This is a genomic window from Sphaerisporangium aureirubrum (genome assembly GCF_042658925.1).
GTDB lineage: Bacteria > Actinomycetota > Actinomycetes > Streptosporangiales > Streptosporangiaceae > Sphaerisporangium > Sphaerisporangium aureirubrum.
In genome coordinates this window covers 37,749-48,692 of record NZ_JBHSRF010000072.1, presented here as the reverse complement: position 1 = coordinate 48,692, position 10,944 = coordinate 37,749, and the positions used below count along the sequence as shown (strand labels likewise).

Annotated in this window: 9 protein-coding genes and 1 pseudogene; 5 read left to right on the top strand and 5 right to left on the bottom strand. The window is 69.7% G+C overall.

Annotation, left to right across the window (positions count from 1 at the left end; all coding sequences use genetic code 11):
* The 3 genes from ACFP1K_RS32540 to ACFP1K_RS32530 all read left to right on the top strand — a co-directional run.
* Positions 1-821: vitamin B12 dependent-methionine synthase activation domain-containing protein (locus ACFP1K_RS32540; protein ID WP_380760597.1), on the top strand; the 821-nt coding region annotated here is incomplete at its 5' end.
* A 135-nt stretch (positions 822-956) separates the two neighbouring features.
* Positions 957-2,108, top strand: a complete 1,152-nt coding sequence (locus ACFP1K_RS32535) for an inorganic phosphate transporter (protein WP_380760594.1) — start codon at positions 957-959, stop codon at positions 2,106-2,108.
* A gap of 25 nt (positions 2,109-2,133) precedes the next feature.
* Complete coding sequence (locus ACFP1K_RS32530; protein ID WP_380760592.1) at positions 2,134-2,364, top strand: hypothetical protein; 231 nt, start codon at positions 2,134-2,136, stop codon at positions 2,362-2,364.
* Between the two features lie 39 nt (positions 2,365-2,403).
* Here the strand turns inward: ACFP1K_RS32530 and ACFP1K_RS32525 are convergent, their stop codons facing one another.
* Positions 2,404-3,078 (bottom strand): alpha/beta fold hydrolase, encoded by a 675-nt coding sequence (locus ACFP1K_RS32525; protein ID WP_380760591.1) that lies wholly within the window; start codon positions 3,076-3,078, stop codon positions 2,404-2,406.
* Positions 3,079-3,135: 57 nt separating this feature from the next.
* Positions 3,136-4,128, bottom strand: coding sequence for an RNA polymerase subunit sigma-70 (locus ACFP1K_RS32520; RefSeq protein ID WP_380760589.1), 993 nt, complete (start codon positions 4,126-4,128; stop codon positions 3,136-3,138).
* Positions 4,129-4,226: 98 nt separating this feature from the next.
* On the opposite strand from ACFP1K_RS32520, the gene ACFP1K_RS32515 reads away from it, so the two are divergent.
* Together ACFP1K_RS32515 and ACFP1K_RS32510 are read left to right on the top strand one after the other, a co-directional pair.
* Positions 4,227-5,144 carry a hypothetical protein gene (locus ACFP1K_RS32515; protein ID WP_380760588.1) on the top strand — a complete coding sequence of 306 codons (918 nt, stop codon included), beginning with the start codon at positions 4,227-4,229 and terminating at the stop codon, positions 5,142-5,144.
* Positions 5,145-5,370: 226 nt separating this feature from the next.
* Positions 5,371-6,303 (top strand): annotated as a pseudogene (locus ACFP1K_RS32510) (AraC-like ligand-binding domain-containing protein); the annotation flags it as partial.
* A gap of 29 nt (positions 6,304-6,332) precedes the next feature.
* On the opposite strand, the gene ACFP1K_RS32505 reads toward ACFP1K_RS32510, so the two are convergent.
* From ACFP1K_RS32505 to ACFP1K_RS32495, 3 genes are all read right to left on the bottom strand, one after another.
* Positions 6,333-7,517 carry an MFS transporter gene (locus tag ACFP1K_RS32505; protein ID WP_380760586.1) on the bottom strand — a complete coding sequence of 395 codons (1,185 nt, stop codon included), beginning with the start codon at positions 7,515-7,517 and terminating at the stop codon, positions 6,333-6,335.
* A complete protein-coding gene (locus ACFP1K_RS32500; protein WP_380760584.1) occupies positions 7,514-8,596 on the bottom strand; it encodes a zinc-dependent alcohol dehydrogenase in 1,083 nt (360 codons plus the stop codon). The genes ACFP1K_RS32505 and ACFP1K_RS32500 overlap by 4 nt, the downstream gene beginning before the upstream one ends.
* 335 nt (positions 8,597-8,931) lie before the next feature.
* Positions 8,932-10,710, bottom strand: a complete 1,779-nt coding sequence (locus ACFP1K_RS32495; RefSeq protein WP_380760582.1) for a family 43 glycosylhydrolase — start codon at positions 10,708-10,710, stop codon at positions 8,932-8,934.
* Positions 10,711-10,944: the final 234 nt, after the last annotated feature.

Here is a 10,944-nt window from a genome sequence, read left to right as displayed (position 1 = left end):
CGAGCTATGAGGACCTGGTGGAATCCGAGGGCCGGCCACGGCTGCGGATGTGGCTGGACCGGATGCACACCGACAACCTCCTGGAAGCCGCGGTGGTATACGGGTACTACCCCTGCCAGGCCGACGGCGACGACCTGATCATCCTGGACCCCGACACCGTCGACCCCGCACTCCTGCCCACCTCCCGCCACCACACGCTCCACGGCGTCGGCGCCGCACTGGCGGGCGTACCCGGCGGCGCGGGTGCGACGGCGGCCATGGCGACGGGAACAGGCACCGCCCTGCTGACCGCCCCCCGGCCGGTGACCGGCGGCGAACCGGCGGGCCGTGAACTGGTCCGCTTCTCCTTCCCCCGCCAGCGCCGGGACCGTCACCTGTGCCTGGCGGACTTCTTCCGCCCGGTGGGCTCGGGCCAGGTCGACGTGGTGGCCTTCCAGATCGCCACCATGGGCAACAGGATCGCCGAAGCCACCGGCGAGCTGTTCGCCAAGGACGCCTACCGCGACTACCTCGAACTCCACGGCCTGTCGGTCCAGCTCACCGAGGCCCTCGCCGAGTACTGGCACGCCCGCGTCCGCACCGAACTGGGCATCGGCGGCGACGAGTCGCTGGCCGACATGCTCAAGGTCAACATCGCCGGCTGCCGCTACTCCTTCGGCTACCCCGCCTGCCCCAACCTCGAGGACCAGGCCCAGCTGTTCACCCTCCTCGACCCCGCCCGCATCGGCGTCGAACTGTCCCCCGAGTACCAGCTCCACCCCGAGCAGTCCACCTCCGCCCTCGTCGCCCACCACCCCGAGGCCAAGTACTTCAACGTCTGACCTCACCCGGCGGGAACCGTCCCCACCCACCCCGCGATGCCGGGGTGGGTGAAGGGGAGGAGACCGCCGGGTTAATTGTTGGAGATTTGCCATGGGAGACGGTTAGAGGACAACGGGTGTGTAAGGGGGGGTGGTATGGATGCGGAGAGCGTGTTGCTGGTGTTGGTCGTGGTCACCGCGTTGAGCTTCGACTTCACCAACGGGTTTCATGACACGGCGAACGCCATGGCGACCTCGATCGCCACGGGGGCGTTGCAGCCCCGGGTGGCGGTGGCGTTGTCGGGGGTGCTCAACTTCGTGGGGGCGTTCCTGTCGCTGGAGGTGGCGGCGACCATCGCGAAGGGCATCGTGGACAGCGGGGCGATCTCGTTGAACGTGGTGTTCGCGGGGCTGGTGGGCGGGCTGCTGTGGAACCTCGTGACGTGGTACTTCGGGATCCCGTCGAGTTCGTCGCACGCGCTGATCGGCGGGGTGGTGGGGGCGACGCTGCTGGCGGCGGGCACGTCGGCGGTCAAGGGGGCGGGGCTCGTCTCCGACGTGATCATTCCCGCGGTCCTGGCGCCGGTGGCGGCGGTGTTCATCGCCACGATCGGGACCTTCCTCGTGTACCGGATCACCGCCCGGGTGTCGGAACGGATCCGGATCCGCGGCTTCCGCATAGGGCAGATCGGCTCGGCGTCGCTGGTGTCCCTCGCGCACGGCACCAACGACGCGCAGAAGACCATGGGGATCATAACGCTCGCCCTGATCACCAGCCACACGATCGGCCCGGACGACGGCACACCGCTGTGGGTGATCGTGTCCAGCGCGACGGCCATCGCCCTCGGCACCTACATCGGGGGCTGGCGCGTGATCCGCACCCTCGGCAAGGGCCTCACCGAGATCGAGAGCCCGCAGGGATTCGCCGCCGAGGGGTCCTCCTCCGCGGTCATCTTCGCCGCGTCGCACTTCGGCTTCCCGCTGTCGACCACGCACGTGTGCTCGGGCTCCATCGTGGGGTCGGGCATCGGCAAACGACTGGCCGAGATCCGCTGGGGCGTCGCCGGGCGGATGGCCGTCGCCTGGCTCGTCACCCTCCCCGCGGCGGCCGTCGGCGGCGCCGTCGCCTGGAAGGGCACCGACCTGATCGGCGGCGCCCTCGGCATGGGCGTGGTCTTCGCGCTCGCTGCCCTGGTCGCGGGCGGGCTGTACCTGGCGTCCCGCCGGTCGCCCGTCAACCACGCCAACGTGAACGCCCGCTGGACCGGCCGCACCCCCTCGGCCCACGCGGAGGAGCGTGCCGCATGAACGCATTCGAGAGAGGACGGACGGCATGAGCGACTACATCGACGTCGCCTCGCTGTGGAAGGTGCTGGCCGTCGGGCTGCTCGGCGGCGCCGGGCTGGTCGCCGTGTTCGCGCTCGGCCTCGTCGGCCTGTCCGCGTACGCCGACCGCCCACCGGGCGCGCGGGCCAGGGTGCCGGGGCTGGTGCTGGCCTGCGGGTGCTTCCTGGCCGTGGCCGGCGGCGCGGCGGCGGGCCTGGTCGCGATGCTGGCCAAGTGACGGCATTCCGACGGCATCCGGCGACACCGAAGGGGAGGCCTACGACGCCGGCCCGTACGCCTCCAGGCGGTCGGCCAGTTCCCGGGGACGGCTGAGGGCGACGGTGTGGCCGCCGTCCATCTCGTCCGGGGTGATGCCCAGCCGCTCCCCGGCGAGGCGGCGCAGGAAGGCGGCCGGGAGGAAGCGGTCGTCGCGGCACAGGAGGAACCTCGTGGGCACCTGGGGCCAGGACGGGAGAGGCCACGGGGTGGTGAACGGGGTGGCCGACTGGGGGCGGGATCGCTTGAGCGCCTCCTCGGCCAGCTCCCGGGGGACGTCGTGCAGGAACAGGGCGATGTCGTCGTCCGGGGCCCGGCCGTCGAGCTCGTCCTGTTCCCTGCGGGCCTGCTCCCAGCCGGTGTTCCCCCACCAGTCGCCGGGGGTCTCGCCCGGGACCGGGATCATCGCGTTCACCAGGACCAGCAGGCCGGCCGGGACGCGGTCGCAGACCAGCGGGGCGGTGAAGCCGCCGAAGGACTGGGCGACCACCGTCAGCCCGGTGCGACCGCCGATGGCGTCCACCACCGTGGCGGCGTACTCGGCGAGCCCCGCCTCGTCGTCGTCACAGGGCAGGTCGGGGGCCACCACGTCGTGGCCGCGGGCTCGCAGTTCGGCGGCCAGCAGATGCCAGTACCACGAGCCGGACGCGGCGCCGTGGATCAGTACGTAGGTCATTCGGGGTCCTTCCGGGTCGGTCTCCGTCGTTGAGACGGCACGGCGCCGGAAAAGGGGTCACGGCCAGGTCAGGGGGAGCCCGAACGCGGGGAACAGGCGGGGCTCGAACACGGTGATGTCCGTGATCCTGCCGTCCGCGACCCGCAGGACGTTGAGCACCTGCGCCCGGTACGCGGTGTCACCCGGCGCCCGGATGTAACCGGCCACGGCAGGTTGCCGGTTCGCACGCGTGGGCACACTGTGCCACCGCGCCCGGTACAGCGGCGACTCCGGCCCGAAGGCGTGCGCCGCGAAGGCCTCGACCGCCTCGCGGCCCGCGAACGTGAACGGCAGCGGCGGCATCGTCATCCGCACGTCCTCGCTCAGCAGCTTCGCCAGCGCCGCCGCGTCGGACCGCTCATGGGCCTCCATGAACCGCCGCACCAGATCCCGCTCCCTTGCGCTCGCGACCGGTGACACCCACTCCGAACGGCGCTCCGGCAGATGGTCCCGCAGCGTCGCCCGCGCCCGCCGTAGAGCGCTCTTGACCGAGTCCCCACTGGTACCGAGCAGGGCGGCGGTCTCCTTGGCGGGCCACCCGAGCACGTCCCGCAGGATCAGCACGGCCCGCTGACCCGGCGGCAGATGCTGCAGCGCCACGAGGAACGCCAGCTCGACGGTCTCCCGCCCGATCACGGCGACATCCGCCCCGCTCTCGCCGGCCGGCTCCAGAAGCCGATCCGGATACGGCTGCAGCCACGGAACCTCGTCCGTGCCGGGCCGGCGCGGGTGGCGGTCGAGATGGTCCAGGCAGGCGTTGGTCGCGATCCGGTACAGCCACGCACGGAAGGTGGCGCGCCCTTGAAACGTCGCCCGCCCCCGCCAGGCCCGCAGAAACGTCTCCTGCACCAGGTCCTCGGCCTCCTCGAACGACCCGAGCATCCGATAGCAGTGCACCCGCAACTCCCGCCGGTACCGCTCCGCGAGCACGCCGAACGCCGCCTCGTCCCCCTCCCGCGCCGCGACGGCGACCGCGCCCTCGTCCATCCGCACCCCCGGCCGGCGACTCAAGGCCTTCCTGGTCGCCGGTGCGATCCCCATCCTGCCGCGCACCCGGCGGGACGGCCACGCAGAATGTCGATCAGGGTCGTCCAGACGGGAGCGGATGGATGCTTAATCGAGTAGTGGTCGGTTCGTTGCTCGGTGTGATCGTGCTCCTCGTCGCGGTCATCGTGGTCATGCGCGTCACCGGTGACGATGACCCCGTGGCAGGCGCCTCGACCGGCACCTCGGCGACCGCTTCGGCCACCGCGCCCAGCCCAGTGGCGAGCCCGTCGCCGACGCCGTCGACCCCTTGGGCGAAGGGAGCGTGCGTCGACGTCGCCGCGGTGCCCGGCGGCACCCTCGTCTCGTCGAGCGGCGGATCGGCGGGAACCGTGACCAAGGTCGAATGCGGCGCGGACGGCGCCGGCGCGCAGATCCTGAGCCTCGTGGACCGCGGCGAGGGCCCCACCCGCTGCCCCCGTGACACCGACGGCTTCGTCGACACCCCCACCGGCCTGGGCGACCTGCGAACGGCCTGCGTGCGCAACCTCACCCGCCCCCACCCCGCCGAACGCGGCAAAGGCGGCGGGATCCTGATCGCCGGAGACTGCGTCTACGTCCCCGACGAAGGCGAGATCGAAGAACGCTCCTGCAAGGACTCCCGAGGCCCCGGCCGCGTCTGGGGCCTCTACAAGAAGAAGTCCCAGTGCAAGGACTCCCGAGGCTTCCTCGACTACCACTACTCCCACCGCCGCACCCACCCCACCCACCCCATCGTCTGCGCGGGCCCCGGCGACACCGCCCAGGAAACCACGGCCAAATACTCCAACGGCACCTGCTTCCGCAAACCCCCCACCCTGTCCACCAAACTGGGCGACCTGATAATCGGAGGCCTGGACGAAACCCCATGCGCCTCCAAGTCCGCCTGGGCAAAAGTAATAGCCACCGCCCCCACCGCCGAAGACTGCCCGTCCCGCGCCACCACCTCCATAAACGACAACGACCACTACCCCGGCACCACCTGCCTCCGCAAACTCCGCTGACCGCGTCCATCAGCCCTGATATCACCGCCCTCTTCCATCGCTTTCGACACCGGGTTCGCGTCGCCCGATGTACGGGTTTTCCTGGATACCGGTCTGTTGACCGCGTGAAATCATTTGCCGGGTGACCTGGTGCGTCATCGGGTCACCGTGCGGTGGCCGGCGGAGATCGATCGTTTCGTCGGTGAATTCCGTCGGGTGAGGCTCGTGTGATCGTTGTTGCTCTCACATGATTATCAAGAGGTTGGCTGTGCGGACTTTGATGACCACTGATCATCTGTCTGTCGGTGACCGGCTGGCCCATTTCCGGGAGGCGGTCCTGCTGGATGCCGCTCCGGCCGAGACGTACAGCGACCAGGACGCCGGATTCTGCGGGCGTATGGAGGGCGGCACGCTGGGGGCCGTCACCATGGTGCAGGTGGCCACTCGGAGCGAGGTGGGCCGCCGGGGGTTGCGGCGCGGCGCGAGGTTGATTCGTCAGGCGGATCCCTGCCGCTACCAGCTGGTGCTTTGCCGTAAAGGGCCCACCGTGGTGGCTCACAACGGTCGTCACGCGGAGCTTCTTCCCGGTGACATGGTCCTGGTCGACACGTCCCGTCCTTACGACGGATGGCAGGAGTCAGGCAGGAGCAGTTTGCTGGGGGTGCACTTTCCGCGAGAACTGCTGCCGGTTTCCGGGACGGCCGCCCGAGACGTCATCGGGGCCCGGCTGTGCGGGCGGGACGGCATCGGTGCTCTGGTGTGGAACTTCGCGACCCGGGCCGCGGCGGACCTGGAAGGCTACGGCGGGACAGAGGCCGTGCGTGTGTCCACCACGCTGATCGATCTGATAGGCGGGCTGATCGCCGGCCGGCTGGAACGGGATGTCGTCCTGGCTCCCGAGTCGCATCAGGGAATACTGCGACAGCGGATTCAGGCGTTCATTCAGCAACGGCTCAAAGACCCGGATCTGGCACCGGCGATGATCGCCCAGGCTCATCACATCTCCATCCGGACCTTGCATCGGCTCTTCGAATCCCACGGCTGCACGGTCGTCGAGTGGATACGCGCCCTGCGCCTGAACCGCTGCCGGCGCGACCTCGCCGACCCCGCGCTGCGCGGTCATCCCATTCACGCCATCGCCGCCCGCTGGTGTTTCACGACCCCCGCGCATTTCAGCCGGGCCTTCCGCAACGCCTACGGGCTCAGCCCTCAGCAGTACCGCGATTCCACCGCCGCCGCCTCGCCCGAGCCGTTGAGCGATTTCGCCAGGACGACGACGCCGCACGCGCAGACGGCCACTATGGCCAGGCCTCCGCGAAGACCGGTCAGCGAGGCGATGTAGCCGATCACCGGCGGCCCCATGAGGAAACCGAAGTAACCGACGGTGGAGACCGCCGCGATCGCGCCGTCGACGCGGTCTCGCGCGTGACCGGCCGCCGCGGCGAGCGTGCTCGGGAAAACGACCGACAGCCCGGTGCCCAGGAAGGCGAATCCCGTCACGGCCACGATCGTGCTGGGCGTGAGCAGAATCACGACGGCTCCCAGCAGGGCGACGCCACCCGCCGCTCTCACCAGCCGGCGCGGGCCCCAGGCGACGCCGAGGCGGTCACCGATGAGCCGGCCTGCCGCCATGGCGCACGCGAAAGCCGCGTACCCGGTCCCCGCGGCGCCCGGGGAGGCGTCCATCTGATCACGCAGGTACACCGTGCTCCAGTCGGTGACCGCCCCTTCGCACAGCAGCCCGCAGAAGGCCAGGACGCCGAACGCGAGCAGGCCACGGTCCGGCAGCGCGAAGGCGGGCGTGCCCCGAGCCGGCGGGGCGTGTATCAGGAAGGGCGCGATCACCATGGCCAGGACCGTGAGGAGGGCGCCGGCCCCCGCCAGATGGACCGCGGGGCTGACTCCGGCATCGGCCAGAGCGCCCGAGGAGAGGGAGCCGCCGAGGGCGCCGAGGCTGAATATCCCGTGGCATGAGGACAGGATGGGAATGCCGAGACGTTGTTCGAACAACGAGGCCTGGGCGTTCATGGCCACGCCGAGCATTCCGTTCACCGCCCCGAAGAGCAGGAGCGCCAGGCACAGCCCCGCGTAGCCGGGGGCATGGGGGATGAGCGCCAGCGCGACGGCGAAGGCGACGGCGTAGTCCCGGGTGCCGGGGGCGGCGTCGCGCCTGGCGGCCAGGGCACCGGCCAGAGCCATCCCGATCAGCGAACCGATCGCGATGGCCAGCAGGGCGGTGCCCAGCATGGGCTTCGACAACGCGAACTCCGCCTGCACGTCCGGAATCCGGACCGCCCAGCTCCCGAAGCCCGACCCCAGGATGAAGAACAGCGCACTGATCGCCATCCGGGACCGTACCGGCCGGGGGAGCGGCCGGTTCGCGTGCGTGCTCACACGGACATCCCCGCCGCCAGCAGCAGAGGAACGGGCTCCTCGATCGGCGTGGTGGAGCGGGAATAGCAAAGCGAGGTCTTCAACGACCCTCGCGCCCCGTAGCCGGCGAAGGCCGAAACGACCAGGTCCTCGTCCGTCGCCGGGACGACATCGGTGATGAGCGACTCGGCCTGTATGACGCCGCTTTCGATCAGGGTGAGGGCGATCCGGGCCACGTGCGCCGAACGCGACATCGGGAACAGCCGGACGTCGAACGGTGTGGCTCGCACCTGAAGTCCCTTCGCGAGGATCATCCAGGTGTGAATCGGCTGCGCCAGCTCGGTGGCGCCGTAGATCACATACGTCCCGCCCGGCCGCAGCATGCTCATCCCCATGCGGCGCACGTCGTCGCCGTTGTCGACGGTCGCGACGTGGGGCAGCGCGTCGAAGACGTAGTCGGCGAAGTGGTCGCGATGCTCGCGGACGAGCCTCTTCAGCTCCCCGGACTGGGTGGCGATGTCGAAACCGTGCGTCGCCCCCAGCGAGAGTGCCGTCCGTATCCGCTCCGGATCCTTGTCGATGACCGTCACGGCCCCCGCGCCCAGCAACCGATCCAGCACCTGCGTCGCCAGGAGCCCGCTGGGCCCCGCGCCCAGCACGACGCACACGTCTCCCGGGCGAGGCGGATTGACCAGAAGCGACCGCAGGACCGAGGTCAGCGGCTCGACGAGGGTGGCGAGCCGCGAGGGCACCGTCTCGGGGACGACGATCGCCGCCGCCTGGTCGGCGTCGTAGAAGTTGCGCTCGGTGTACCACGACGTCTCACCGGCCTGGTTGGGCAGCAGCGGCCGGATCGCACGAAACTCGGCCATTCCCCCGAAATCCGTCTGCCCCCAATAGACCAGCCGATCACCCGGTCTGATCGGAGCCTCCACCCGGGAGCCGATCTCGACGACCTTGCCCACGTATTCGTGACCGGGGATGATCGGCCACTGCCCGGGGGAGAGGTGCCCTCGGAAATAAGAGACGTCCGTCGAGCAGATCGATACCGCCTCGGTACGCATCAGCACTTCATCCGGTCCACACACCGGCTCGCGCATGTCCTCGATTCCGACACATCCGGGACCACGCATCACAACGGCCTGCACGTCTACTCCTTTGTCCTGGCTTTCCCGCACGGCGGCCGAGATCTACCGGCCCTCGCCATGGGTGCGCTTCCTGGGTGTTTCCAGGTGCGCGATATCCCCTGACCGCGAGCCTGACGCTCGCGCCGTCTCGAGTATCGGGGACACAGGAAAAGGCGTCGTTATCCGGCAGTGCCTCCTCGTTGACGACGAGTGCCATACGGGTCCGCGGCCGTTGTGCGGCTCTCCGGCACGGCGAGCCTCGCCGTGCCGGAGAGCCGGCCTCCTCCGTTACCCGGCCGCCGGGGGGCCTACTGGAACGAGGCGTCGTCGATGGAGAAGCCGTCGGTGCCCGAGGACGTCTCCACGTAGAAGCTCGCGTTGGACAACGTGCCGGTCCATGACACGGCGGCCGTGCCGGAGAGCTGGATCCAGCCGCTTGAGTTCGCCGTCGCGGCCGGAGTGAGCTGGATGTAGCGCGTCGTGCCGTCGGCGGTCAGCGTCAGGGTCGCCTTCACGCTGGGCGTGCCGCTCTGCGCGCGCACCCAGACGCTCGTCGTGTAGTTCCTGCCGTTGACCAGCTTCGACGTCACGTTCTGGTGGGGGCCGTTCCACGACGCCGTGCGGCCGGTGATCTGCAGCGACCGTGTGCCGCCGTGCGCGGCGCTCGTGCTGGACGACAACGTTCCGCCGGACGCGGTCCAGCCCGTCGTGCCGCCCTCCATGTCGCCGTTGGTCAGCTGGTTCCCGCCGCCTCCGGAGGTGGTGAACTGCCACCAGTTCACGTTGAAGAGGTTGCCGCTGCCGCCGGTGAACCGCAGGAACAGGTCACGGGTCCCGGTCGCGCCGCTCACCGGGCAGGTGACGGTGGTCCAGGTCTGCCAGCCACCGGTGCCCGGGACGTCGCACGTCCCCACCAGCGTGCCGGTGGCGCTCCCGAGGCGCAGCTCGATCCTGCCGCCGCCGCTCCCCGAGGCCACCCGCGCGGTGAAGCCCGTGGCGCCGTTGCCGAAGGCGACGCCCCTGACCTTGACGTAGTCGCCGTTCTCGATGTAGCCGACGTTGATTCCGCCTTCGCCGGCGGGCTCGGTCTCCACGCCGGAGGACCAGGCGGCCGTCTCCGCCTCCTGGCGGACGTAGGGGTCGAGCGTGCCCACCTGGGGCGGGCCCGTCGTGGTCATGTTGATCGTCGGAATGGTGCCGTCGGCGTTGTAGCCGAACTTCTCCACCGCGACCGAGCGGGTGTAGCCGCCGCCGCCCGGCAGCGCGCCGTTGTGGTAGAAGAAGTACGAGCCGCCTTGGAAGTCGATGACGCCGGGGTGGTTGGTGAAGCTGCCGCCCTGGGTGGGCATGACGGTGCCGCGGTAGGTCCACGGGCCGGTGGGGCCGGTGGCGGTGGAGTAGGCGATGAACTCCGAGCAGCACTTGGCGGCGTACACGTTGTAGTATAGGCCGTTGCGCTTGTAGACCCAGGGCGCCTCTTCGTACAACGTGGGGCGGCCGGCGGTGCCGGTGCGGGTGCCGAACCCGGCGGTGGTGAGGGGGATCTGGGTGGGGCTGCCGGAGTAGGAGATCATGTCGGTGTTGAGGCGCACGTACCACAGGTTGGGGTTGCCCCAGTACAGGTAGGCCTGGCCGTTGTCGTCGATGAACACGTTGGGGTCGATCTCGCCGTTCCTAACCAGCGGGCGGCCCAGGGCGTCGCTGAACGGGCCGGTGGGGCTGGTGGACACCCCCACGCCGATGGCCATCTGGCCGCTGGCGCGGTCCTTGACCGGGACGTACCAGTAGAACTTGCCGTTGCGGTAGACGGTGTGCCCGGCCCAGGCGTCCTGGCTGGCCCAGCTGAAGGTGGCGAGGCTCATCGGCGAGCCGTGGTCGGTCCAGTTCACCATGTCGGCCGAGGAGAACACCCGCCAGTCCCGCATGGTGAAGTACGTCGAGCCGTCCTCGTCATGCCCGGTGTAGAGATAGACCCGTCCGTTGTAGACCAGCGGCGCCGGATCAGCCGTGTAAATCGTCTGGACGAGCGGATTGTCCGCCCTGGCCGGCGCGACCGGGAGCAATGCCACGACGCACAGCAGACTCACGATCCAAAGGACACTACGCCTGGATCCGCTGTCGATGAACGGAAATGCGACCTTCACAATCACCCTCCTGGTGAGTGGTGGATGGATCAGGCGATTGGATTTCCAGTGACCGGGCTCGGAACGCGGGCGGCACTCGAAAGCAGACGAGCTCAGAGCCCATATTTTGTTAGCGCTAACATATGATGTCTGGTGCCAATCACTTCCTTCTGCGGGGGGACCGGAGCCGGTGGTGGG

What these genes read in the sequence shown, in the direction of transcription:
- ACFP1K_RS32535 (WP_380760594.1), top strand. Translation starts at nt 957, where the DNA reads ATGGATGCGGAGAGCGTGTTGCTGGTGTTGGTCGTGGTCACCGCGTTG.
- ACFP1K_RS32515 (WP_380760588.1), top strand. Translation starts at nt 4,227, where the DNA reads ATGCTTAATCGAGTAGTGGTCGGTTCGTTGCTCGGTGTGATCGTGCTC.
- ACFP1K_RS32525 (WP_380760591.1), bottom strand. Translation starts at nt 3,078, where the DNA reads ATGACCTACGTACTGATCCACGGCGCCGCGTCCGGCTCGTGGTACTGG.
- ACFP1K_RS32530 (WP_380760592.1), top strand. Translation starts at nt 2,134, where the DNA reads ATGAGCGACTACATCGACGTCGCCTCGCTGTGGAAGGTGCTGGCCGTC.
- ACFP1K_RS32500 (WP_380760584.1), bottom strand. Translation starts at nt 8,596, where the DNA reads ATGCGCGAGCCGGTGTGTGGACCGGATGAAGTGCTGATGCGTACCGAG.